The following is a 21547-nucleotide window of genomic DNA, read 5'->3' as shown; positions in this document are numbered from 1 at the left end:
AGGCTTCGCTGGTCTTGCGATCGGCTGCGCGCGCACCATGGCCGTCAGCTTTTCCGCAGGATGACGTGATAATCGCCGCGGCGGACGTCGGTCCCGCGCGGGAGCATGGCGTTGAGCACGGCGGCGCCGGCGTCGACCAGGGCTGCGAACAGCGGCTTGCGCCGGCGCATCTCGGGATAGCGCGGGCTCTCGACCTCACGGCGGTAGATCATCTCGAGGCCATTGGCGGCGGCGAACGCTTCGAGCCTCGGTAGCGACACCAGGGGATGGAAGAAGGTCGGGAACGGCGGCTCGCCCGGCAAGCCGGCATCCTTGATGCCTCGAATGTGCCGGTAGAACCAGACGTGGAACCAGTGCGGCGAGTATTTGGTGACGACCCCGGACAACGAGCGCGGATTGGGCGCGCCGATCAGGATCATCCCGCCGCGCTTGAGCGCATCTCGGAAATTCAGAAGTGCGGCGTCGACGTTGGGAAGATGTTCGATCACGTTGTAGCAGATCACCAGATCGAAGGTCTCGCGCCCGAAGCGGTAGGTCTGGACATCGCCGAGGATCGCTTCGTCCGCGTAGCTGTTGTTGCGGACCTGGTCCTCGTCGATATCGACGACGGTGACCTTGCTGCGGCTCAGCAATTCCGGTGGCAGGACGCTGCACGAGCCGCCTCCGGCTTCGTAGGTGGCGAGCTGGCCCTGCGGCAGTCCGCGGCGCAGTACGTCGTGGACGGCGAGCAGGCTGTCGCGGGCTTCACCGGGGACGAGATCGTGCAGCGCCTGAGTGTGTGCAATGGCCGCGGGAATTTGGACCGTCGTGGCTGTCGCGAAATCGATCGTGGCTGGCTTGTTCATATTTTCTGACCGCGCTTGTTCGACTTAAATTTACAGGAAAAATCTCGTGTGCCCGTAGAGCAAATCCGATACCGCGACGCTTCACCCGTCGCGGTACTTACGATCGGGTTAATGAGCATGTGCATTAACTACGGTATCGTCCACGCCAGCCACCGTCGGCACGGTGGACCGCGAATTGCAGTATCACGCGCGCAAGGCTTCGCAGCAGAAACACCCGAAATCAGTTAAGTGCATGGATGGCGGAAAATCGGCGGCGTGGCGCCGTCGCGAGGCTCAAACCGGCCGTTCATTTTGGGACGTGCCTGTCCCGCGGCGATGTGCCGTCGCGGGACGGCGCTGATCCCCGGATCGAAGCAGGGCTTTTTCAATCTATCTCGGACATCTAGAACGTCATGACATTGATCCCGACAGACCGGTCCGCCACGCGTATCTCGGATGCCGTGCGCGATCCCGACCGGGAGATCGCGTCCAGCTCCCGGATTATCGACCTGTCGGTTGGGATCGTCGTCTGCATTCCCTGCTTCCGCCGCCCGCAGCATCTGCGGTCGACGCTGGACTCGCTCGTCAGTCAGCGCACCCCGCGCTCCTTCGCCGTCGTCATGGTCGAGAACGATACGGTCCGGCGTGAAAGCGCGCCGGTGGCCGCGGAATATCTCGCCGATGGCAGGCTCCAGGGTGTCTGCCTGGTTGAGAAACGGCAAGGCAACGTCCAGGCGATCAACGCCGCGTTCGAGACGGCGCTGGCGCTGTTTCCCGCCGCGATCCGGTTCCTGATGATCGACGACGACGAGATCGCCTCGCCCGATTGGCTCGAGCTGATGGTTCGCACCGCGGAGGCGACCGGCGCCGATCTGGTCGGCGGGCCGGTGCTGCCGGTCTTCGAGGATCGCAGCATGCCCTGGCTTTCGCGCCACCCCGTTTTCTGCCCCGCCTATGATTACAGCGGCGCTGTGCCCGTGATCTACGGCTGCGGCAATTGCCTGATCACGCGTGCGGCGTTCGAGAGGTTCGCCCGTCCGGCCTTCGACCCGCGCTTCAACTTCCTCGGGGGCGGCGACTGCGATTTCTTCGTGCGCTGCCGCAATGCCGGCATGACGTTCCACTGGACGGCGGAGGCAGTCATCACCGAGACGGTGCCGCAAAGCCGCACCAGTTTCGGCTGGATCGTGAAGCGAGGCCTGCGCATCGGCGCGATCAATTATCGTGTGCAGTCCAAGGCCGCGCAGGGCGCCGCGGCGCGAGTGTGGGTGTTTGCGCAGATGCTCGGGAGGTTGCCGTTGTCGCTGGTGCGCGCGGCCGCTCTGCTGAAATCGTCGAAAGCCTTCGTCGCGATGCATCCCGTGATGGTCGCGCTCGGCTCGGCGCTCGCCGCGTTCGGCATCGAGCCGAAACCCTATAAGGCCTCGAAGATCGCGTCCTGACGCCGAGGTCGCGGTCTAAATACCGAAGCAGGCGAGGGCGACCCTAACCGCGGAACGCGGCAGCGATTTGAGCGAGCGGCGCCCGACCATCCCGAGATAGGCGAAGGCCTGGCGATATCTGCCGAAGCGGACCGCTTGCATCGCCGAATACGTGACGAGATGAACCTCGGCGGCCTGGCGCAGCCCGGCTGCCATGCCCGCGGGCAGTCGCGCCATGATCAACCCGTCGTCGAATATTCGTGCGATCGCCGGAAAGAAATCCTGTGGCGTCCGCACCGCCGCGTTCATGGTGTTGGCCGTGTGCAGGCGGTAGTCGAGCAGAAGGTTTGGCGCAAATTCGAATTCGCCGATCGCGGCAAGGCGGCACCAGCAGTGCCAGTCTTCGCAATATCTGAGCGAGACGTCGAAGCCGCCGATAGCGCGGAAGGCCTCTGCACGTGCCAGCGCAATGCCGCCATTGACGATGAAGTTTCCGGCCGCGAGCCGCGCCAGCACGTCGCCGGACGGTTTGCGGCGTCCTTTCAGCAGATCCCGGCGGCCGATCTGCCGTCCCTCGCTGTCGATCGTGTTGTAGTCGCCGTAGACAAGAACCGCTCGCGGCGCGGCACGCGCAGTGGCCAGCAGGGTCGCGACCGCGCCGGGCCGCAGGCGATCGTCGGCATCGAGGAAGAGCAGCCATTGGCTGCTCGCATGTTGTGCGCCGAGATTGCGCGCTGCCGATACGCCAGCGGCGCCGTTGGTCATCAGGCGCAGTCGCGGGTCACGAATGGCACGGACGATCGCGGTGGTGCTGTCGGTCGAGCCGTCGTCCACGACGATCACTTCGGTGACCTCGGCTTGCGCCAGTGCGCTGGCGAGGGTTTCGCCGACGTAGGCCGCAACATTCTTGGCCGGAATGACGACGGATACCGACGTCGTTGAGCCGACCTGCAGCGGGACGCGTGCCGCCGGAACGACGCGCGATGTCGCCGGCAATTCGAGAATTTCTTCCGCGGTGATCAAGATACGACTCGCCTTTAACCGTCTGTTAACCAGGGCGCATCTGCGAGTTGGCAACGCGATCGATCGGAACCTTGGCCGTCGCGAATGATACTCGCATTGGGGAAAAAAGCGTCGCCACGAAGGCTGCCGCAGCGTTGGTTTCGTCAATTAGCGTTAAGCCGCCGGCATTAAGCCTGTGGCAAATTTGGAAGAGTGCGACAGCCGGTCCCATGCGAGAATGGGCAACCTGGCTGCCGCGGATGGACCCAGTGCCCGCAAAGACATTCGACTACGATCCCGACGACATGGTCCTCAACCTGTTCTACGAGGACAAGGACGATCGCTGGTTTCCCGGCGATCGGCATCTGCGGCGCGTGGCGCGTCGCATGCTGCTCGGCGAGCCGCGCATGAGCGGGCAGCTCCGCGTGTTCCTCAATCTCTGTGCGGGGCTCGATCGGCTCGGTATCCGCTATCGCGTCAACGACTATGGCTACATCGCGCGGCATCCGGGCGAACTCGCCTGCATCATCGGCCGCACCTTCCTGCTCGACAAATTCGCCTGGAAAAATCCGATCCTGCTCGGCGTTGCCGCCCACAATCATCCGCTCGACGATCCCGACCTGTTCAAGCGCCTGCCGGTCAAGAAGGTCGTGGTGCCCGGCCCGTGGTACGCCGACATGTATCGGCCGCATTGGCCCGACACGGAGGCTTGGCCGATCGGCATCGACACGGATCTCTGGGCACCGTCGCCGACCTCGCAAAAGAGTGTCGACGTCCTGATCTACGACAAGGTGCATTGGGACCGCGATCGCTACGCGGCGGAGCTGATCGAACCCGTCCGCGCCCGGCTCACGAGGGAAGGCCGCTCGTTCACCGAGCTGCGTTACGGCAGCTACAAGGAAGAGGACTATCGGGCCGCGCTCGCGCGATCGCGTGCGATGATCTTCCTCTGCCAGAACGAGAGCCAGGGCATCGCCTATCAGCAGGCATTGTCTTGCGGCGTCCCGGTGCTCGCCTGGGATCCCGGCGGCCCCTGGCGGGACCCCGATTATTATCCGCATCGCGTCCAGTTCGCCCCGGTCTCGTCGGTGCCGTACTGGGACGATCGTTGCGGCGCCAAGTTCGTCGACATCGCCGGGTTCGAGGCGGGCTGGGATGATTTCTGGGCCGGGTGCGCCGCCGATACGTTCGATCCGCGCGGCTTCGTGCTCGACAACCTCACGCTGGAACAGCGCGCGCTTCAATATTACGAAATCGCGCGGAGCATCGTGCGGCCGCAGGCGGTGCCGCAGAGCCCCGTTGGACTGGTTGACGAATGCTTAACAGGGATCGGCTAACTCTTGGAGCTTCCCCCGGCTTCACCACTACTCTCGAGCCATGGATCGCAGCGCCACTGATATGACCGACGTCGAGGCCCGATCGTTCGGCGGCGTCCTGCGCGATGGGCTTGCGGGGATCGACGCCGTGCGGGCGGCGCGCTGCCTCGTCGCAGTCGCAGCCCTGCTCCTGGTGCTGGTGACGCTCGATCCGTTTCCTGACCTGCGCAACGAGGATGTCACCACCGTCGTCGGCGGACGGATGGCGCTCACTTATGTCTCCTGGGGCTTGCTGGCGGCGGTCGCGGTACTGTTGGTCGCCGCAACGGATGCGCCCGCGCTGAAGACGCTGGTGACGCCGCTGCATCTCTGCCTGGTCGGATGGCTGTTGATCAACATCGTCTTCTCCGAGAATCGCGGAGTCTCGATGCAGCGCTTCGTGCTCGCAGCCAGCGTGATGTCGCTCGCGGTGCTTTTGCCGTTGCTGCCGCCGACGCAGCGCAGCTTCAACCTGTGTCTCGGCGGCGCCGCGCTCGTATTGCTTACCCTCTGCTATCTCGGCGTCTTCCTGGCGCCGCAATACTCGATGCACACCGCACTCGACGTCACCGAGCCGCAGTTGGCCGGCGACTGGCGCGGCAGCTTTGGTCACAAGAACATCGCTTCGCCGGTGATGACCATCCTGATCTATGTCGGCATTTATCTGTCCGCCGTCGGCTCCTTCGTGATGGGGCCGGCCATCGCCGCGCTGGCCGGAATCTTCCTGATCTTCACCGGCGGCAAGACGTCGTCGGTGCTGTGTCTTGCGATCTACGCGCTCGCCTCGCTGGTCTGCGTCACGCCGAGCCTGTGGCTGAGGCGGATGATCTGCTTCGTGCCGCTGATCGTGATGAACCTGCTGACAGTCGGCAGCGTCCTGAGCCCGGCGCTCGGGGCGATGACGCGGCTGCTTCCGCTCGATCCCACCTTCACCGGCCGTTCTGCCATCTGGGAGTTCGCGCTCGCAGCCGTCGCCGAGAAGCCGACCATTGGTCACGGCTACGCCGCGTTCTGGGACGACGTGACGGCACGGCAGACCGTCCAGGGCGCCGAATGGGCAACGAGCGCCGCGCACAGCCACAACAGCTATCTCGACCTCGCGGTCACCATCGGCCTTCCGGGGTTGTTGCTGGTGATCCTCGTCTTCGTGCTCGCGCCGCTCGGCAATTTCCAGACGGCCCGAACTCACAACCGCAGCGGTGCGTTGGCAAAGCTGTTCCTGACCGTGTGGCTGTTCGGCCTGTACTACGGGGCCACCGAGACCTTCCTGCTGGACCGGCAGAATCCGATCTGGTTCATGTTCGCCGTTGCCGTGGCCGGCCTGCACTTCCTGGCCAGGTTCCAATGCGTCGCGGAAACGGAACCGGACGACTTGTCGCAGCCGGTGCTGCCGCAGTGGCATCGGCTTAACGATAAGCAGAGGTCACTTGTGGCCGCGACAAAACATAATCTATCTGGAAACACCCAGTAATCGTATGTCCCGCGGATGACGATCCTCAGCGTCGAGCAACCAGATGGTCTTGTGTCCAGCACGTCGGGAATCGCGGTCGATTTCGTGCGTGACTGGAAGCAGGCCGCATCGCGCCTGAACGCTGGCCATCGCACTGCATTCCAGCATGGCTATTGGCTTAGCGCCTGGTACGAGGCGTTCCACGATCTCTCGCCGCTGATTGCATTGATCTCCGATGCCACGACCGGCAAGGACATCGCAATGGTGCCGATGATCAGCCATCTCAGGCGCGGCATCCGCATCGTCGAATTCGCCGATCTCGGCGTCTCCGACAACAACGCGCCGATTCTGGCGCTCGATGCCGCGCTGGACGCGGCGGCGGCGGATGCGATCGGCAAGGCGTTGATCGACGCATTGCGCGCATTGCCGGACCGCTTCGATCTGCTGCGCCTGAAGAAGATGCCGGCCCAGATCGGCGGCAGGCCGAACCCGCTGGTGTCGCTCGGCCGGATCGGATCCTGCTCGCTCAACGGCAACCTCGTGCTGACCGGCGACGATTATGAAGATTACCGGGCCTCGATCAAGCGCATGCAGATGCCACGCTGCTGGCGCGTCTTCAAACGTCACGCCGGGGCGCGATTCGAGATCGCCACCGATGTCGCGCGTGCGCGCGAGCTGCTGGACGTGATGGATGCCCAGCAGCAGGCGCGCATGCGAAAGCTCGGCTCGCGCTTCGTCCTCAACGACGAAACCCATGCGCAGTTCTATCGCGAGGTCGCCCGCCAGGGTGCTGCGGACGGTTACGCCGTCATTTCGGCGCTGGTCTGCGACGAGGCCGTCGTTGCCACCACGCTCGGCGTCAGGTCTGGTGCGACCTATTTCCTGCTGCGCATCAGCCACGCCGGCGATTCCTGGTCGAACTGCTCGCCGGGGCTGCTCGTGACCGAGCGCACCATGGCGGCGCTGCATGCCGACGGCGTGCGCCGTTTCGACCTCAGCATCGGCAACCAGGACTACAAGCGCCGCTTCGGCGCCGAGCCGGTGCCGCTGACCGATGTCAGCGTCGCGCTGTCCTGGCGCGGCATGCTCTTCGCGTGGCGTGACCATGTCGCGCAGGGCCTGCGCCGTCACCCCAGGCTCGCCGCCTTTGCGGCGCAGGCGATGGGCAAGGGGACGCGCTGACGCGCTGCCTGGATTGCAGGGTCACGCGATTATCGCAATCGTTGTGTTATCGTCGCCTGTTTCCCGGAGGCGACATGAAAGATCGTTCGGCAAAATATCGCGCATTCTATGCGCAGTTGATCTGCGCCGCGGCGAGGGCCGCGGACCCCCGTATCGAGGAAGCCTATCGCACCGTCAGGCGCGAGCCGTTCGCCGGACCCGGGCCGTGGTCGATCTCGGTTGGCGGACACCCCTATGTCGTGACGCCCGACGATGATCCCGCCTTCCTCTACCAGAACACGCTGCTCGCGCTCGACAGCGCGCGGGGTCTCAATATCGGGATGCCCGGCGCGCACGCCTATTGGCTCAGCGGTTGCGCGGTGAAGCAAGGCGAGATCGTGATCCAGATCGGCGCGGGGAGCGGCTACTACACGGCGATCCTCGCGCATCTCGTCGGCCCCGGCGGCCGCGTCCATGCCTACGAGATCGACGAACGTCTGGCAGGGCTCGCGCGCGAGAATCTGAAGGACATCGACCATGTGGATGTGTGGGATCGTTCGGGCATCGCGTCCGATCTGCCCAGAGCCGACGTGATCTATGTCTGCGCGGGTGCGGCGCAGCCGGCTGCCGAATGGCTCGATGCCTTGCTGCCCGGTGGGCGGCTGGTGTTTCCGCTCGCGCCTGAAGGCATGCTCGGCGGCATGCTGATGATCACGCGCCCGGACGAGGGTGCAGCCTGGCCCGCCAAATTCCTCGGGCGTGCCCAATTCATCGGCTGCGCGGGATTGCAGGATGCGGATGCTGCCCGGCGACTGGCGGAGGCTTTCGCAAGGGGATGGGAGGGCGTGCAGTCGTTGCGGAGAGAGGGCGCTCCCGACGAGACGTGCTGGTTCGGCGGTGACGGCTGGTGGCTCTCGACGGCACCGGCGCCTGTCGCGACTGCGCCCATCAAGCCCAACGCGGACATCACGCAGGCCTAGCCGGTCACGCCTTCGTGCAGCCGGCACAATGAAAGCGGCCGCGCGAGGCGCGGAACAGGCTTCGGCAATACCATCGCCGCGCCAGCGCCTGAGCGGGCCTGCGGATCATCTGCGCGATCAACAAGAGTTCGAAAGCCATTCGTATCGCTTTTGGTGAAATATCCTGACCACAGAGATGGGGCGGCATCCCCCGAAGAGAATGCCGCCCAGATCGCACCTGCCATGCAGTGGTTCAGGCGTAAAGCTTAACCGCGCTCAGCCGTGCAGCTTCCTGGCCGTCTCCGCGATCTGGCGGCCCTGATAGCGTGCGCCGGCGAGCTCGTTGGCGCTGGGCTGCCGGCTGCCGTCGCCGCCGGTGATCGTGGTGGCGCCATAGGGCGCGCCGCCGGTGACCTCGTCGAGCTTCATCTGGCCGGCAAAGCCGTAGTTCAGGCCGACCACGACCATGCCGAAATGCAAGAGGTTGGTGATGATCGAGAACAGCGTCGTCTCCTGGCCGCCATGCTGGGTCGCGGTCGCCGTGAAGGCGCCGCCGACCTTGCCGTGCAGCGCGCCCTTGGCCCAGAGACCACCGGCCTGGTCGAGGAAGTTCGCCATCTGCGAGGCCATGCGGCCGAAGCGGGTGCCGGTGCCGACGATGATCGCATCGTAATTGGCGAGGTCCTCGATTTTGGCGATCGGGGCGGTCTGGTCGACCTTGTAATAGGAGGCTTTCGCGACCTCGGCCGGCACCAGCTCGGGCACGCGCTTGATGTCGACGGTGGCGCCGGCTTCGCGCGCGCCCTCGGCGACGGCATTGGCCATCGCTTCGATGTGGCCATAGGCGGAATAATAAAGGACGAGAACTTTGGTCATGATGATCTCCGTTGGATGCAGATTTGATGGTGGGTGTCGGGAGCGTCATGCCGGGACAAGCCGGCATGACGAATGCGTTTCTAAGCCGCGTCGACGAGCACGATCTCGGAATCTTCCAATGCCGTGATCTTCAGACTGTCTTCGTCGCGGATCGCGGCGCCGTCGCGGGCGTTGACGCGCACGCCGTTGATCTCGACCGACCCCGCCGCGGGCACGAGATAGAGGTGCCGCGACTTGTGCGGCACGTACTCCGCGCTCTCGCCTGCCTTCAGCGTGGTGGCGAGCACCCGCGCATCGGCGCGGATCGGCAGCGCGTCCGTGTCTTGCTCGAAGCCGCTCGCGATGGTGACGAGCTTGCCGGAGCGGTCTCCTTTCGGAAACGGCTTCGAGCCCCAGGTCGGCTGTCCGCCACGCGCGGTCGGCTCGATCCAGATCTGGAAGATCCGGGTCTTGCTCGGCTCCAGATTGTACTCGGAGTGGCGGATGCCGCTGCCGGCGCTCATCACTTGCACGTCTCCCGCTTCGGTGCGTCCCTCGTTGCCGAGGCTGTCCTGATGGGTGATCGCGCCCTCGCGCACATAGGTGATGATTTCCATGTTGGCGTGGGGATGGGCTGGAAAGCCGGTGTTCGGCGCGATCTCGTCGTCGTTCCACACCCGCAAGGCGCCGTGACCCATGTTGTCGGGGTCATAATGGCTTGCGAAGGAGAAATGATGCTTGGCGTTGAGCCAACCGTGATCGGCGCCGCCGAGCTTTGCGAAAGGTCTGAGTTCGATCATCTGCGTAATTCCTTGTTTTGGCGGGTGGCGCCTTGTTCAGGCGCCGAAACCGCCGTCGACGTTGAGCACCGCGCCGGTGACGAAGGAGGCTTCCGGGCTTGCGAGGAAGACGATTCCGGCGGCGACTTCCTCGGGACGGCCGAAGCGCTGCAGCGCGTGCTGCTTGCGCTGGGTCTCGGCGAACTCGCCGCCGTCCTTCGGATTCATGTCGGTGTCGATCGAGCCGGGCTGCACCACGTTCACGGTGATGCCGCGCGGGCCGAGGTCGCGGGCTGCGCCCTTGGTGTAACCGACCACGGCCGCCTTGGTGGCGACGTAGTCGGCAAGGCCCGGGAACGAGGCGCGGTCGGCAAGCATCGAACCGACGGTGACGATGCGGCCGCCCTCGCCCATCAATTGCGAAGCGGCGCGGATCGCCGCGATCACGCCATGCACGTTGACCGCGTCCTGGCGGGCGAGCGCTTCGGTGTCGGCATTGGCATCGTCGATCGCGCCGCCGCTCGCGACGCCGGCATTGTTGACGAGGATGTCGAGATGGCCGAACTCCTTCGCGACGGCCTTGACGAGCTGCGTCACGTCCTTGGCCGAGGCCTGGTCGGCCTTGAAGGCGCGGGCCTTGACGCCCCGGGCCTTCAACTCGGTGACGACCGCTTCCGCCTTTTCGGGAGAGGCAACGTAGCTGATGGCGACATCAGCACCTTCATCGGCGAGTGCGCGGGCAGAGGCCGCGCCGATACCGCGCGAGCCGCCGGTGACGAGGGCAACCTTGCCTGAGAGCTTCTTGGTCATTGGATTTCTCCAGTCCTGAATGTCTGATGACCCTTGGATAAGCCTCCGCCTGTGGTATATAAATAGAAACTGTTGAAACGTATTGTTTCCAAAAACATCCCGATCGGACCCGCCATGGCCAAACTTCCCGATTTCGAGGCACTCGCGATTTTCGCAAAAGTTATGGAATTACGGTCGTTTGCGGGGGCCGCGAGCGAGCTCGCGATGTCCAAGGCGACGGTGTCCAAAGCGGTCACGCGCCTCGAAGAGCGGCTCGGCGCCCGGCTGTTCAACCGCACCTCACGCCGGCTCGCGCTGACCGATGCTGGCCATAAGCTCGCCGAGCGTGCGACGCGCCTGCTGTCCGATGGCGAAGCCGCGGAGAACGAGGCGCTGGCGCAGTCGGTCGCGCCGCGGGGCCTGGTGCGGCTCGCCGTGCCCATGACATTCGGGATCAAGGCGGTGGCGCCGCTGCTGCCGGAGTTCTTCGAAACCTATCCCGAAGTCTCGGTAGACCTGCATCTGAGCGATGCGACCATCGATTTGATCGGCGAGGGCTTTGACATGGCTGTGCGGATCGCGCGGCTGCCGGATTCCTCGTTGATCGCGCGGCGCCTCTTCACCATGCCGCGTTTCACTGTGGCCGCGCCGTCCTATCTGAAGCGCGAGGGACGACCGACGCATCCGATGCATCTGGCCGCGCACAAATGCTTCAGCTACGCCTATCTCTCGACGCCGAACGTCTGGCACTACACCAATGCGGCCGGCGAGCAGGCCAGCGTGCGTCCGGGCGGACAGCTCCGTGCCAACAACGGCGACGCGGTGATGCCGGCGCTGATCGCCGGCCTCGGCATCGCCGACCTTCCAGAATTCATCGTCGGCGACGCCATCTCCTCCGGCGAGGTCGAAGTGATCCTGAAGGACTGGAAGCAGGTCGAAGGCGCCGTGCATCTGGTGACGCCACCCGGCGGCCCGCGCCCCGCACGCGTCGAGGCGCTCGGCGATTTTCTCGCAGCGAAACTGCCGGGTACGTGCAAACGGCGGGTGAAGAAGAGCGAGCGAACAGCGTAGGTGCCGTAGGGTGGGTAAAGCGAAGCGTGCCCACCAATTCACGCGAGGAATCGCAAGTGCCTCAGTACCGCCGAGCGCAAGGCAACATGTTCTTCTTCACCGTCGTGCTAGCTGATCGGTCAAGTACGCTACTCGTCGACCAGGTTGATCGCCTACGCCAGATTTACCGAACGGTCGTGCAACGCCGGCCGTTCGAGACCGTCGCGATTTGTATCTTGCCTGACCACCTCCATGCGATCTGGGCGTTGCCTTAGGATGACGCCGACTTTTCGTCGCGATGGAATCTGATCAAGGGTGGGTTTTCGCGGCGGCTGGAGGCCGGCGAGCGTTCAATCAGTAAGTCGAGGAAGCGCGAGAAGGGCATCTGGCAGCGCCGCTTCTGGGAGCACTCAATTCGCGACGATGCTGACTTGGAGCGGCACGTTGATTACATACACTTCAATCCCGTGAAGCATGGCCTCGTCACGCGTGTGCGCGATTGGTCGTTCAGCAGCTTCCACCGCTATGTTGATCAAGGCACCCTTCCCGTGGATTGGGGAGGGGATATGCGGGACGTTGCCGGGCAATTCGGCGAATGATGGTGGGCACGGCGCGCGAAGAGCGCGCCTTTGCCCACCCTACGGCACCTCGCCGCACAGCTATCGTAGGGTGGGCAAAGCGAAGCGTGCCCACCAATCTTCGACTACGATACCTTCACGCCGTCGATCGCGACCACGCGCAAGGCCGGCCGCAACGTCCCCTCCAGCTGTGTCTTCAATTCGTGCACGCGCGGATCGCTCGAGCGTGCCGCACACACCGCGTATTGATGCACGGATTGCGCCAATGCGCGTTGCGCTTCCGGCGTTCGTGTCACGTCAGGCTTTGAAAGCCGCAACACGATAGCGGCGAGATTCACCAGCATCTCGTCCAGCGCCACGTCAATGGTCTGAAGTCTATTCATCGCTCCACTCCCTGGGAGGCAACGGGAGGGTCCAGGGGACGTTCCTGACCGGGCGGAACATGGATAATGCTTCGTTAATCCCGCCGCGCGGCTTGTTCTTGCGGAGGGTCACGCTAGGCTGGCGACACAAAAAAACAGGGGGGAAGTCTGCCATGGATCGACGCGATGTCCTGCGCGCCGCTGCCGCATTGCCGTTGTTGCCTGCGTTGTCGAGCGCGGCTTTCGCGCAAGCCTATCCCACTCGCAACGTCACCATGATCGTGCCGTTTCCAGCCGGCGGCCAGGCGGATCTCGCGGCGCGCCCCGTCGCACAGGCGCTGGAGCGAATCCTCGGCAAAGCGGTCATCGTCGACAACCGCGCCGGCGGTGGCGGTGGATCCGTTGGCAACGCCGCGGCGGCGCGCGCCGAGCCTGACGGCTACACGCTGCTGATGACGCTGTCCTCGCTCGCGGTGCTGCCCGAGGCCGACCGGCTGTTCGACCGTCCGGTCGCCTACGAGCTCTCGCAGTTCATGCCGATCGCGCGGGTGCTGGCCGATCCCACGCTGCTCGCGGTACCGGCCTCGGCGCCGTGGAAGACCGCGCAGGATTTCGTCGAGGATGCCAGGAAGCGTCCCGGCCAGATCACCTATGGCTCGTCGGGGCCTTACGGCACGTTGCATGTGGCGATGGAGATGTTTGCGAGCAGCGCCGACATCAAGCTGCTCCATGTGCCGTTTCGCGGCGCCGGACCGGCACTCACCGCGCTGCTCGGCGGCACCGTGCAGGCGATCGCCGCCGCACCGGGAACGCTGAAGCCGCAAGTGGAGGACGGCAAGCTGCGCGTGCTCGGCAATTGCGGCGCCAAGCGCATCGCAAGCTTCCCCGATGTGCCGACCTTCCAGGAGCTCGGCTACAAGGACGTCGAGATGTACATCTGGGCCGGACTCTTTGCCCAGAATGCTCTTCCTGCCCCGATCGCGACTCGCCTGCGCGAGGCAATGGCGCAGGTGATGACGAGCCCCGACGTGCTCAAGGCCTTCGAAACGTCGGGCAGTCTCGTTGCCTATCAGGACGCGCCGGCGTTTGCCGAGTTCGTGGCGGTCGACAGCGCGCGGCTGATTGCGGCGGTGAAGAAGATCGGCAAGGTCGAATAGGTTCCTGGCCCGTTTTCACAATTTTTTGTTGGTCCAGAACCTCCCCGCGTCTCATTGATTCAGCAGAATTCGAGAGACTCGCGAAGGAATCGGACATGCGAACAGAGCGGATTGCGCTGGGTGTGGCGCTTGCGATCGGCGGCATCGCCGCGCAGGGCGTTGCATCCGCTGAAGAGTATCGCGGAACCATGGAGCAGCAGATGGCCTGCACGCCGGATGTATGGCGGCTGTGCAGCGACCAGATCCCTGATGTGAGCCGCATTACGGCCTGCTTGCGGCAGAATACGCCCCAGCTCTCCAGCGGTTGTCGCGCGGTGTTCCAGTCCAACAACCAGATGCCGCCGCAGCAGCAGGTTCCGGGCAATCGCGCCGCGCCGGCGCCACGATACAATGCTGCGCCGCCGCCTCCGGCGACCCAGCCCCGGCCTTACGACGAGGATGATTAGCGCGCTTCGGATCTGGTCTCGCAGACATCGACCCATTCCGCCGCGGTCAGCTCGGCCATCCGCTCCGGCGTGATCCGTACCGCGCTATGGGTCGAGCCGGCAGCCGGCACCACCACGTCGAACGCTTTCAGCGAGATGTCGCAATAGACCGGCAGCGGCGCCTTCAGTCCGAACGGGCAGACGCCGCCGACCTCGTGGCCGGTGACCTCCGCGACCTCTTCCAGCCCCAGCATCTTCGGCTTGCCGCCGAACGCCGCCTTCACCTTCTTGTTGTCCATGCGCGAGGTGCCGGCCGCGACGATCAGGATGACGCGTTCGCCGATCCGCAAGGACAGCGTCTTGGCGATCATTCCGGGCTCGACGCCGTAGGCCTCGGCGGCCAGCGGCACGGTCGCGGAGCTGATCGGGGATTCGATAACCGTGATGTCGGGGGCTTTTTCGGCGAAGAAATCGCGAACGGATTGAAGGCTCATTCAGGTCGGCTCATTCCAGACTTAAGGGCGGGCGGCGACGCCTAAGCAATCCTTGGCAGCTCAGAGAGCGCCCGGACACGATGATCCGGCGCAAAGCCGAGCTCGTCCATCTGGGTGCGGATCGCCTTGAACATCGTCAGCGGTGCCACGAGTTCGTTCTCGACGCAAGCCAGTGCCATCGCTTCGGGCCTCACCCGTTCGATCCAGGCAACGTTCAGTCCGAATGCTTTCGCGCCTGCGACATCCCAGGGATTGGAGGAGACGAACAGCACCTCGTCCGGCGCGGTGCCGAGCGCCTCGCCGATCAGCTCATAGGCCTCCGCGCTCGGCTTGAAGATCTTCTTCGCGTCGACGCTGATCGTGGCATCGAGCAGGGCGTCGAGACCGGAGTTGCGCACGAGCGCATTCAGCATGTCCGGACTGCCGTTGGAGAGGATGGCGAGTTTTCGCGGTTTCAGAGCCGTGAGCGCTGCCGTCGCATCCGGATAGAGATCGAGATGCAGGTACTTCTCGATCACGCGCTCGAATGCCTCGTTCTCGTAAGCGAGCCCGAGCACGCGCAACGTATAGGCGAGCGAGTCGCGCGTGATGGCTGCAAAGTCCTGGTAGCGCCGCATCAGCGAGCGCAGCCAGGTGTATTCGAGCTGCTTGATCCGCCAGATCTGCGTGATGATCTCACCGTAGCCGGGAAACGCATCCTCGGTGATCTCCGCGACCGATTGGATATCGTAAAGCGTTCCGTAGGCGTCGAAGACAACGGCTTTGAGACTCAATTCACCTGTCCCCCGGGATCGTTGCGGTCCACGGACTATACAAGGCGCAGCGAAATCGGTCCAAGAGGCAATCGCGACTTGGGCCTCTGGTTTCTAAAGCCTGATCACGACCTTGCCGAAATGTGAGCCGGTCCGCAGGTGCGCATATGCTTCGGGAACCTCGTCGAAGTCGTAGACCCGATCGACGATCGGGTGGATCGCATGCTCGGTCAGGAAGCGATTCATCGCGACAAAGTGTTCGGCCGATCCGACGGTGACACCGATGATGTCGGCATTCTCCCACTGCAGGCGTGCGAGGTCGGGCTTGGGACCGAACCCCGTCAAAACCCCAATCTGAACGATCTTGCCACCCGAAGCGACCGATCGCAGCGATCGGTCATAGGTGCCGGGACCGCCGAGTTCGAGGATATGACTGGCGCCGGCGCCATTCGTCGCCTTCATCAGGGCGACATCCCAGTCCGGCGTGTCGCGGTAGTTGATGAGGATCGAACCGCCCAGCGCCTTGGCGCGGGCGAGTTTTTCGTCCGAGGATGATATCACGATCGCGCGCGCGCCCAGCGCCGCTGCGAATTGAAGCCCGAACAGCGCGACGCCGCCTGTCCCCTGGACCAGCAGCGTGTCGCCTTTGCGCATCCCGCCGCGTGCGATGATGCCATGAAAAGCCGTGACGCCGGCGCAGGGCAGGGTCGCTGCCTCCACCGCGGACAGATGCGCCGGCACTGAGACCAGCGCGGTTGCCGGCAGCACGACATACTCGGCCAGCATTCCGTCCATCGTGTTGCCACCGAGGGATGACGGAATATAGCTGGACTTGAACGGCCCGGAGATCCAATCGCGGAAGAACGATGCAGCGACGCGGTCCCCGAGCCGCCATTGCGCGACGCCGGCGCCGATGGCGTCAACGACACCCGCACCGTCGGAGAGTGGAACGCGTCCGTTGAGCTCGCCTTGGCCTGCACGGTCGAGGACCAGGAGGTCGCGGTAATTCAGACTTGCCGCTTCGACCCGAATGCGGACCTCGCCATTGGCGGGTTCGGGTTTGCCGACGTCGACGCACGCAAGGCGGCCAGCACCAGCATGGCCATTCAAATGGTAGGCTTTCATCGTTGCTCCCTTCACAAGTGGCATTCACTTGGACGAGCGAAGTCTGTAAGGTCTGACAGCGCTGTGAGGGTCAAGAGGCTTCAGATGAAAATCGGCGAACTCTCCCGACGGACGGGGGTCAGCGTCCGAATGCTGCGCTACTACGAAGGCGAAGGACTGCTTGCGCCGCTGCGGACGAACTCCGGCTATCGCGACTATGGCACGGCCGAAGAGGAAACCGTACGGCGCATCAAGATGCTCGGCGGCGCGGGGATGACGCTCGAAACCATCAAGCGGTTGCTCCCCTGCGTAAGGAACAACGATCCGGCTTTCACGCCGTGCAACGAGCTGCGAAAAATACTCACTCAGCAGGTCGGCCTGATCGACGAACGTATCGAGACGCTCAGCGAAAGCCGGACAATCCTGGCCGGCTTCCTCGCAAGCGTGAACTGATCGCGCGCGACGCCGCCATCGGATTCACCGCGCCAAGGCCGCCATCCGCAACTTGGGCCGCAGCTGGGTGCTGGACCTGCGCGGCGCGAGCATCGGCCTTGAGTCTTAAGCCTTGAGGACCTGAGCATGAGGGCTTCGATAGCAGCGTCGAAGCCCTCAATGCGCTGACGAGTGCGCCCCTAGATCCCCAGCAGCTTCCTTGCGTTCGCCTTCAGCACCTTCGGCCGGATCTCATCGCGGATGTCGATCTTGGCGAAATCCGACAGCCAGCGGTCCGGCGTGATCACCGGCCAGTCCGAGCCGAACAGCATCTTGTCCTGCAGGATCGAGTTGATGTAGCGCACCAGGATCGGCGGGAAATATTTCGGCGACCAGCCCGAGAGGTCGATGTAGACGTTGGGCTTATGGGTCGCGACCGACAGTGCTTCCTCCTGCCAGGGGAAAGAGGGATGCGCGAGGATGATCTTGAGGTCGGGGAAATCGGCCGCGACGTCGTCCATGTACATCGGGTTGGAATATTTCAGCCGCATGCCCATGCCGCCGGGCATGCCCGAGCCGACGCCGGTCTGGCCGGTGTGGAACAGCGCGATCGCGCCGCCATTGTTGATCTCTTCATAGAGCGGATAGGCCATGCGGTCGTTGGCATAGAAGCCCTGCATGGTCGGGTGGAATTTGAAGCCGCGCACCCCGTATTCCTCGATCAGCTTGCGCGCCTCGCGCACCCCGAGCTTGCCCTTGTGCGGGTCGATCGAGACGAAGGGGATGAGGACGTCGAGATGGTCGGAGGCGATCTCCAGCATCTCCTCGTTCTTGTAGCGGCGGAAGCCGGTCTCGCGCTCGGCGTCGACCGGAAAGATCACCGCGGCGATGTTCTTGGATCGATAGTAGGCGGCGGTCTCCGGCACGGTCGGCGGATGCTTGTGCGGCGACTTGAAATAGTCCGCCATCTGCGCCTGAAAGTCGTCATAGCCGTCGTCGGGATGGGTGCCGCAGGGCTCCTCGGCGTGGGTGTGGATATCGATGGCGACGACGTCGTCGATATTGGGCAGCTTCAGCTTCGGCATGGGTTTCCTCCCGACGGGTTGTCGAATTGATTATATGATATAACGAATTTGGCAAGACATTGTGGGACAAGGCGTCGTGGGACAGGCGTCGCCCGAGATGCTGATTGGGCCGATCCGGCCGCTTCTACTTTGCATGGGGTTGTTTTCCTGAATTTGCTGGGTGGGATCGGGCCAGTTAACATTGACATCCGGTCCTCCCATGCCTTAAGAACCGCCCCGTCCCGGGCGGTCGGTCCGCCAGCGGGAAAATCTCATTTTGCCTCATTCGCGCGTGCCGAAACGGTAGTGCCGAACACGGCCTTTCGAACGTTCAGGATTCTGCCATGAAGGTCCGTAACTCGCTGAAATCGCTGCGCGGTCGCCATCGCGCCAACCGCCTGGTCCGCCGCAAGGGCCGGGTCTATGTGATCAACAAAGTGCAGCGCCGCTTCAAGGCACGTCAGGGCTGATTTCGCCCTGCCGGACGCTCGCGAGCGCCCCGCAAGACCACGGTCTCACACGAGTTTGACGCCGCCCCTGCTTTGCAAGGGCGGCTTTGCGCGTTTAGACTTCGGCCATGGCAGTGAGATTCTTCGTCGCGCGCACCCTGTGTCTGGCTCTTGTGCTGGGAGCCGCCGGACTCGCTCCGGCGCTGGCGCAGCAGATTGATCCACCGACCCCACCCGGCAAGCAGAAGAAACTTCCGGAAGCGCCGGCCAAGCTGCCCAAGGTCGACCGCACCAAGAATCTCGATTTCCTGTTCGGCGCGCTGAAAGCTGCGCCCGACGAGGCCAGCGCCAAGCACGTCGAGGCGCGGATCTGGGCGATCTGGATCCAGACCCCGAGCGACACCGCGGCGCTGCTGATGGCGCGGGCCAAGACCGCGGTCGACGCAAAGAAGATCGAGGTCGCGATCAAGCTGCTGGATTCGGTCGTCAAGCTCAGGCCCGACTATATCGAGGCCTGGAATCGTCGCGCGACGCTCTACTACATGCAGAACGATTATGGCCGTTCGCTCGCCGACATTCGCGAGGTGTTGATCCGTGAGCCCCGCCATTTCGGCGCGCTCGCAGGCCTCGGCATGATCATGCAGGAGGTCGGCGACGAAAAGCGCGCACTCGAGGCCTACCGCAAGGCGCTCGCCGTCAATCCGCACCTCGAGAAGATCCCCGATCAGGTCAAGGCGCTGACCGAGAAGGTCGAAGGCCGCGATATTTAGCGGACAAGTCGATCATTGCTCGAGCGAATGCAACGCAGGCGGATTAACCACGATGACACGCGCTGCGTCACGAGGGGTGTGGGTGGCACCGCCGCAGGCCTACCTTCATGGCGGGAGCACAGCCATGAAGCGTTTGATCTTTGCAGGTACATTGCTGTTGGCGTCGGGCACGGCGAGCCTCGCCGACGGACTGTTCTGGGTGGTCGGCAATCGCGCCACCGGAAAATGCAACATCGTGACCAGCAATCCCGTGATCATCGGCGACGTCTGGTTCGGTGACGGTCCTTACAAATCGAAGGCCGACGCCAAGCTTGCCCGTTCGACCATCCGCGCCTGTCCCGCACCCACGCCTGACGAGGAAAAGGACGAGGACAGCACGAACTAGGTCGACAGCGACCTAGTGCAAAACGCTGCCCTCGCGCTCGGCGAGGCCGCGATCGACTGCTGCGGCGTAGGCCTTTGCAAGCTCCGTCTCGAGGTGCTCGTTGATCAGCAGCAGCGCGCGCACAGCACCGCGCAGGTCGCCGTGGCAGCTTGCCACGATCTCGTCGATCGCAGTATCTTTGGATCTCAGGCTCATCGAAATTCTCCGGTTCAAATCAGGATAAATCCTGCCGGTCTTTCCCGCATCCCCGAGGGTTGCGAGCAGGATCGGCGCTCACCTGCGTCTAAATGGCGGAACCGACCGTGGCGATTATATGGACGCCGCGATGACGACTGCATGAAGCTGTTTCGAGGCTTGCGTGCTGCGGGGAGTAGCATTGATTTCGTTGCGTTTTTACCGCTTGAATTATGCACATATCCACAGCCCCGGTATTTCAAGTGGAGCGCGGGGGCTCCCCGGGCGAAACTGCCGCCCGCAAGCCACGTAACTGCCCTGTGCCCTGGATCGCCCGGATTCCATCCATGATCGTGATGTCAGTCGTGACCGCGCTGGTTGTGCTGGCGCTGGTCACGCAGGCCGGCGTCCTCGCCGTGCAACGCGCCTTTCCACCGCAAGGCCGGATGATCGAGGTCGATGGCGCCGTGCTTCACCTCGTCGATATCGGCCCGCGCGATTCGGGCCTGCCGATCGTGATGCTGCACGGCGCGAGCTCCAACCTCGAGGCGATGCGGCGGCCGCTCGGCGATCTCCTCGCCAGGGATCATCGCGTCATCCTGATCGACCGTCCCGGTCATGGCTGGAGCACGCGGGCGCGGCGGCAGGATTCGACCCCGGAGGTGCAGGCGCGGATGATCGATGAGGCGCTCGGCAAACTCGGGATCGATCGCGCGGTCTTCGTGGTGCATTCCTGGAGCGGCGCGCTTGGCGCGCGGCTGGCGCTCGATCATCCTGGCCGCGTCGCGGGCCTTGTGATGCTCGCGCCCGTCACCCATCCCTGGCGCGGCGGCGTCGGCCGCTACAACGAGATCATAGCAACGCCCGTGATCGGCCCGCTGCTCGCCTACACCATAACCCTGCCGCTGGGCTATTTCCTGAGCGAGCCCGGCGCGCGCAACGTCTTCCTGCCGCAAATGATGCCGGATGGTTTCGTGCGGGACTCCGCGACGCCGCTGCTGCTGCGCCCGCGCGAGTTCATCGCCAATGCCTATGATCTGGTGACGCTGAAGGAAGCGGTCGCCGTGCAGGTCGTCCGCTACGGCGAGATATCGGCGCCAGTCACGATCATCGCCGGCGAACCCGACAAGACGGTGAAGACCGACATTCACGCGCGCCCGTTCGCTGCCACCGTGCAGAATGCCAAGCTGATCGTGCTGCCTGATCTCGGCCACATGGTGCAGAACGCGGTGCCCGATCTCGTCAAGACGGAGATCGAGACGATGATCGGAAACATCGTCCCGGCGCAGGCGGCCGCCGATTAGCGGCCGCCGCTTACGCGCTTACTGCTTGATCTTGCCGTCCTTGTCGAACTGCGACACATAGGCCCAGAGATTGTTGATCTCGTTCTCGTTCTTGATGCCGGCGAACGCCATCTTGGTGCCGGGGATCTTGGCCTTCGGGTCCTTGATGTATTCCTTGAACAGCGCCTCGTTCCAGGTGATGCCGGAATTCTTGTTGGCGTCGGAATAATTGTAGTCCGGCGCGGTGCCGGACTTGCGGCCGTCGAGGCCGTTGAGCTCGGGGCCGACCTTGTTCTTGGCGCCTTCGCCGATCGCGTGACAGGCCAGGCATTTGTTGAACGACGACTTGCCGGCCGCGACGTCCTGCGCCATCGCGGCGGGTGCGGTGGCAATCGCGGTGAGGATGGTCAATGCGCCAAAAATCAGTTTTGTCATCGGGTGCTCTTCGTCTCTTCCCTGGGGTCTGGTCAGTT

General features: G+C 64.0%; 25 protein-coding genes and 1 pseudogene. 14 read left to right on the top strand and 12 right to left on the bottom strand.

Features of this window, described 5'->3' with window-relative positions; genetic code table 11:
• Positions 1-44 precede the first annotated feature (44 nt).
• Positions 45-845 carry a class I SAM-dependent methyltransferase gene (locus AC0L3K_RS22550; protein ID WP_473253578.1) on the bottom strand — a complete coding sequence of 267 codons (801 nt, stop codon included), beginning with the start codon at positions 843-845 and terminating at the stop codon, positions 45-47.
• A 392-nt stretch (positions 846-1237) separates the two neighbouring features.
• Here AC0L3K_RS22550 and AC0L3K_RS22545 point away from each other — a divergent pair, with 392 nt between their 5' ends.
• Positions 1238-2266 (top strand): glycosyltransferase family 2 protein, encoded by a 1029-nt coding sequence (locus tag AC0L3K_RS22545; protein ID WP_473366928.1) that lies wholly within the window; start codon positions 1238-1240, stop codon positions 2264-2266.
• Positions 2267-2281: 15 nt separating this feature from the next.
• Here the strand turns inward: AC0L3K_RS22545 and AC0L3K_RS22540 are convergent, their stop codons facing one another.
• Positions 2282-3268, bottom strand: a complete 987-nt coding sequence (locus tag AC0L3K_RS22540; protein ID WP_473366927.1) for a glycosyltransferase — start codon at positions 3266-3268, stop codon at positions 2282-2284.
• Between the two features lie 248 nt (positions 3269-3516).
• On the opposite strand from AC0L3K_RS22540, the gene AC0L3K_RS22535 reads away from it, so the two are divergent.
• From AC0L3K_RS22535 to AC0L3K_RS22520, 4 genes are all read left to right on the top strand, one after another.
• Positions 3517-4584: a glycosyltransferase gene (locus tag AC0L3K_RS22535; RefSeq protein ID WP_473366926.1), complete on the top strand. Its 1068-nt coding sequence runs from the start codon at positions 3517-3519 to the stop codon at positions 4582-4584.
• 40 nt (positions 4585-4624) lie between these two features.
• The gene (locus AC0L3K_RS22530) at positions 4625-6073 is read left to right on the top strand and encodes an O-antigen ligase family protein (protein ID WP_473366925.1); all 1449 of its coding nucleotides are present in this window, start codon (positions 4625-4627) and stop codon (positions 6071-6073) included.
• Positions 6074-6088: 15 nt separating this feature from the next.
• On the top strand, positions 6089-7234 hold the full coding sequence (locus tag AC0L3K_RS22525) for a GNAT family N-acetyltransferase (protein WP_473366924.1): 1146 nt from the start codon (positions 6089-6091) through the stop codon (positions 7232-7234).
• Between the two features lie 74 nt (positions 7235-7308).
• Positions 7309-8193 carry a protein-L-isoaspartate O-methyltransferase family protein gene (locus AC0L3K_RS22520; RefSeq protein WP_007596998.1) on the top strand — a complete coding sequence of 295 codons (885 nt, stop codon included), beginning with the start codon at positions 7309-7311 and terminating at the stop codon, positions 8191-8193.
• 255 nt (positions 8194-8448) lie between these two features.
• Here the strand turns inward: AC0L3K_RS22520 and wrbA are convergent, their stop codons facing one another.
• The 3 genes from wrbA to AC0L3K_RS22505 form a co-directional block, all read right to left on the bottom strand.
• A complete protein-coding gene (gene wrbA, locus AC0L3K_RS22515) occupies positions 8449-9048 on the bottom strand; it encodes an NAD(P)H:quinone oxidoreductase (RefSeq protein WP_007596996.1) in 600 nt (199 codons plus the stop codon).
• 80 nt (positions 9049-9128) lie between these two features.
• Complete coding sequence (locus AC0L3K_RS22510; RefSeq protein ID WP_007596995.1) at positions 9129-9827, bottom strand: pirin family protein; 699 nt, start codon at positions 9825-9827, stop codon at positions 9129-9131.
• Between the two features lie 36 nt (positions 9828-9863).
• On the bottom strand, positions 9864-10616 hold the full coding sequence (locus tag AC0L3K_RS22505) for an SDR family NAD(P)-dependent oxidoreductase (protein WP_007596994.1): 753 nt from the start codon (positions 10614-10616) through the stop codon (positions 9864-9866).
• A 114-nt stretch (positions 10617-10730) separates the two neighbouring features.
• Here AC0L3K_RS22505 and AC0L3K_RS22500 point away from each other — a divergent pair, with 114 nt between their 5' ends.
• Positions 10731-11666 (top strand): LysR family transcriptional regulator, encoded by a 936-nt coding sequence (locus AC0L3K_RS22500; RefSeq protein WP_473366923.1) that lies wholly within the window; start codon positions 10731-10733, stop codon positions 11664-11666.
• 56 nt (positions 11667-11722) lie between these two features.
• Positions 11723-12244: pseudogene (locus tag AC0L3K_RS22495) on the top strand (REP-associated tyrosine transposase).
• A gap of 104 nt (positions 12245-12348) precedes the next feature.
• On the opposite strand, the gene AC0L3K_RS22490 reads toward AC0L3K_RS22495, so the two are convergent.
• Complete coding sequence (locus tag AC0L3K_RS22490; protein WP_007596992.1) at positions 12349-12606, bottom strand: hypothetical protein; 258 nt, start codon at positions 12604-12606, stop codon at positions 12349-12351.
• 152 nt (positions 12607-12758) lie between these two features.
• Between AC0L3K_RS22490 and AC0L3K_RS22485 the strand changes: the two genes are divergently transcribed.
• On the top strand, positions 12759-13742 hold the full coding sequence (locus tag AC0L3K_RS22485) for a tripartite tricarboxylate transporter substrate binding protein (protein ID WP_007596990.1): 984 nt from the start codon (positions 12759-12761) through the stop codon (positions 13740-13742).
• A 95-nt stretch (positions 13743-13837) separates the two neighbouring features.
• Positions 13838-14188 carry a hypothetical protein gene (locus AC0L3K_RS22480; RefSeq protein WP_007596988.1) on the top strand — a complete coding sequence of 117 codons (351 nt, stop codon included), beginning with the start codon at positions 13838-13840 and terminating at the stop codon, positions 14186-14188.
• On the opposite strand, the gene AC0L3K_RS22475 is transcribed toward AC0L3K_RS22480, so the two are convergent.
• The 3 genes from AC0L3K_RS22475 to AC0L3K_RS22465 all read right to left on the bottom strand — a co-directional run bounded on the left by AC0L3K_RS22475 (position 14185) and on the right by AC0L3K_RS22465 (position 16538).
• Entirely contained in the window at positions 14185-14661 is a 477-nt protein-coding gene (locus AC0L3K_RS22475) for a YbaK/EbsC family protein (RefSeq protein ID WP_354168657.1), read from the bottom strand. The genes AC0L3K_RS22480 and AC0L3K_RS22475 overlap by 4 nt on opposite strands.
• A gap of 41 nt (positions 14662-14702) precedes the next feature.
• A complete protein-coding gene (locus AC0L3K_RS22470) occupies positions 14703-15434 on the bottom strand; it encodes a haloacid dehalogenase type II (RefSeq protein WP_354201637.1) in 732 nt (243 codons plus the stop codon).
• A 93-nt stretch (positions 15435-15527) separates the two neighbouring features.
• Positions 15528-16538 (bottom strand): zinc-dependent alcohol dehydrogenase family protein, encoded by a 1011-nt coding sequence (locus AC0L3K_RS22465; RefSeq protein ID WP_354201636.1) that lies wholly within the window; start codon positions 16536-16538, stop codon positions 15528-15530.
• An 84-nt stretch (positions 16539-16622) separates the two neighbouring features.
• Here AC0L3K_RS22465 and AC0L3K_RS22460 point away from each other — a divergent pair, with 84 nt between their 5' ends.
• A complete protein-coding gene (locus tag AC0L3K_RS22460) occupies positions 16623-16970 on the top strand; it encodes a MerR family transcriptional regulator (protein ID WP_219685374.1) in 348 nt (115 codons plus the stop codon).
• 179 nt (positions 16971-17149) lie between these two features.
• On the opposite strand, the gene AC0L3K_RS22455 is transcribed toward AC0L3K_RS22460, so the two are convergent.
• Entirely contained in the window at positions 17150-18034 is an 885-nt protein-coding gene (locus tag AC0L3K_RS22455) for a 4-hydroxyphenyl-beta-ketoacyl-CoA hydrolase (RefSeq protein WP_007596981.1), read from the bottom strand.
• 323 nt (positions 18035-18357) lie between these two features.
• Here AC0L3K_RS22455 and ykgO point away from each other — a divergent pair, with 323 nt between their 5' ends.
• From ykgO to AC0L3K_RS22440, 3 genes are all read left to right on the top strand, one after another.
• A complete protein-coding gene (gene ykgO, locus AC0L3K_RS22450) occupies positions 18358-18483 on the top strand; it encodes a type B 50S ribosomal protein L36 (RefSeq protein ID WP_006611362.1) in 126 nt (41 codons plus the stop codon).
• A 107-nt stretch (positions 18484-18590) separates the two neighbouring features.
• The gene (locus AC0L3K_RS22445; protein WP_007596972.1) at positions 18591-19232 is read left to right on the top strand and encodes a tetratricopeptide repeat protein; all 642 of its coding nucleotides are present in this window, start codon (positions 18591-18593) and stop codon (positions 19230-19232) included.
• A gap of 124 nt (positions 19233-19356) precedes the next feature.
• Positions 19357-19617 (top strand): hypothetical protein, encoded by a 261-nt coding sequence (locus AC0L3K_RS22440; protein ID WP_007596971.1) that lies wholly within the window; start codon positions 19357-19359, stop codon positions 19615-19617.
• Between the two features lie 12 nt (positions 19618-19629).
• Here the strand turns inward: AC0L3K_RS22440 and AC0L3K_RS22435 are convergent, their stop codons facing one another.
• Positions 19630-19812 carry a hypothetical protein gene (locus tag AC0L3K_RS22435; protein ID WP_007596968.1) on the bottom strand — a complete coding sequence of 61 codons (183 nt, stop codon included), beginning with the start codon at positions 19810-19812 and terminating at the stop codon, positions 19630-19632.
• Positions 19813-20138: 326 nt separating this feature from the next.
• On the opposite strand from AC0L3K_RS22435, the gene AC0L3K_RS22430 reads away from it, so the two are divergent.
• Positions 20139-21095 (top strand): alpha/beta fold hydrolase, encoded by a 957-nt coding sequence (locus AC0L3K_RS22430; protein WP_354128666.1) that lies wholly within the window; start codon positions 20139-20141, stop codon positions 21093-21095.
• Between the two features lie 18 nt (positions 21096-21113).
• On the opposite strand, the gene cycA is transcribed toward AC0L3K_RS22430, so the two are convergent.
• On the bottom strand, positions 21114-21509 hold the full coding sequence (cycA, locus tag AC0L3K_RS22425; RefSeq protein WP_354201635.1) for a cytochrome c-550 CycA: 396 nt from the start codon (positions 21507-21509) through the stop codon (positions 21114-21116).
• Positions 21510-21547 lie beyond the last annotated feature (38 nt).

The sequence above is a fragment of the Bradyrhizobium sp. MI1.10 genome, assembly GCF_055811035.1.
This window is presented reverse-complemented; position numbering and strand designations above follow the sequence as displayed.

What these genes read in the sequence shown, in the direction of transcription:
- ykgO (WP_006611362.1), top strand. Translation starts at nt 18,358, where the DNA reads ATGAAGGTCCGTAACTCGCTGAAATCGCTGCGCGGTCGCCATCGCGCC.
- AC0L3K_RS22485 (WP_007596990.1), top strand. Translation starts at nt 12,759, where the DNA reads ATGGATCGACGCGATGTCCTGCGCGCCGCTGCCGCATTGCCGTTGTTG.
- wrbA (WP_007596996.1), bottom strand. Translation starts at nt 9,048, where the DNA reads ATGACCAAAGTTCTCGTCCTTTATTATTCCGCCTATGGCCACATCGAA.
- cycA (WP_354201635.1), bottom strand. Translation starts at nt 21,509, where the DNA reads ATGACAAAACTGATTTTTGGCGCATTGACCATCCTCACCGCGATTGCC.
- AC0L3K_RS22550 (WP_473253578.1), bottom strand. Translation starts at nt 845, where the DNA reads ATGAACAAGCCAGCCACGATCGATTTCGCGACAGCCACGACGGTCCAA.
- AC0L3K_RS22430 (WP_354128666.1), top strand. Translation starts at nt 20,139, where the DNA reads ATGATCGTGATGTCAGTCGTGACCGCGCTGGTTGTGCTGGCGCTGGTC.
- AC0L3K_RS22440 (WP_007596971.1), top strand. Translation starts at nt 19,357, where the DNA reads ATGAAGCGTTTGATCTTTGCAGGTACATTGCTGTTGGCGTCGGGCACG.
- AC0L3K_RS22500 (WP_473366923.1), top strand. Translation starts at nt 10,731, where the DNA reads ATGGCCAAACTTCCCGATTTCGAGGCACTCGCGATTTTCGCAAAAGTT.
- AC0L3K_RS22475 (WP_354168657.1), bottom strand. Translation starts at nt 14,661, where the DNA reads ATGAGCCTTCAATCCGTTCGCGATTTCTTCGCCGAAAAAGCCCCCGAC.
- AC0L3K_RS22435 (WP_007596968.1), bottom strand. Translation starts at nt 19,812, where the DNA reads ATGAGCCTGAGATCCAAAGATACTGCGATCGACGAGATCGTGGCAAGC.
- AC0L3K_RS22490 (WP_007596992.1), bottom strand. Translation starts at nt 12,606, where the DNA reads ATGAATAGACTTCAGACCATTGACGTGGCGCTGGACGAGATGCTGGTG.
- AC0L3K_RS22480 (WP_007596988.1), top strand. Translation starts at nt 13,838, where the DNA reads ATGCGAACAGAGCGGATTGCGCTGGGTGTGGCGCTTGCGATCGGCGGC.
- AC0L3K_RS22545 (WP_473366928.1), top strand. Translation starts at nt 1,238, where the DNA reads ATGACATTGATCCCGACAGACCGGTCCGCCACGCGTATCTCGGATGCC.
- AC0L3K_RS22525 (WP_473366924.1), top strand. Translation starts at nt 6,089, where the DNA reads ATGACGATCCTCAGCGTCGAGCAACCAGATGGTCTTGTGTCCAGCACG.
- AC0L3K_RS22530 (WP_473366925.1), top strand. Translation starts at nt 4,625, where the DNA reads ATGGATCGCAGCGCCACTGATATGACCGACGTCGAGGCCCGATCGTTC.
- AC0L3K_RS22465 (WP_354201636.1), bottom strand. Translation starts at nt 16,538, where the DNA reads ATGAAAGCCTACCATTTGAATGGCCATGCTGGTGCTGGCCGCCTTGCG.
- AC0L3K_RS22505 (WP_007596994.1), bottom strand. Translation starts at nt 10,616, where the DNA reads ATGACCAAGAAGCTCTCAGGCAAGGTTGCCCTCGTCACCGGCGGCTCG.
- AC0L3K_RS22460 (WP_219685374.1), top strand. Translation starts at nt 16,623, where the DNA reads ATGAAAATCGGCGAACTCTCCCGACGGACGGGGGTCAGCGTCCGAATG.
- AC0L3K_RS22455 (WP_007596981.1), bottom strand. Translation starts at nt 18,034, where the DNA reads ATGCCGAAGCTGAAGCTGCCCAATATCGACGACGTCGTCGCCATCGAT.
- AC0L3K_RS22445 (WP_007596972.1), top strand. Translation starts at nt 18,591, where the DNA reads ATGGCAGTGAGATTCTTCGTCGCGCGCACCCTGTGTCTGGCTCTTGTG.
- AC0L3K_RS22520 (WP_007596998.1), top strand. Translation starts at nt 7,309, where the DNA reads ATGAAAGATCGTTCGGCAAAATATCGCGCATTCTATGCGCAGTTGATC.
- AC0L3K_RS22510 (WP_007596995.1), bottom strand. Translation starts at nt 9,827, where the DNA reads ATGATCGAACTCAGACCTTTCGCAAAGCTCGGCGGCGCCGATCACGGT.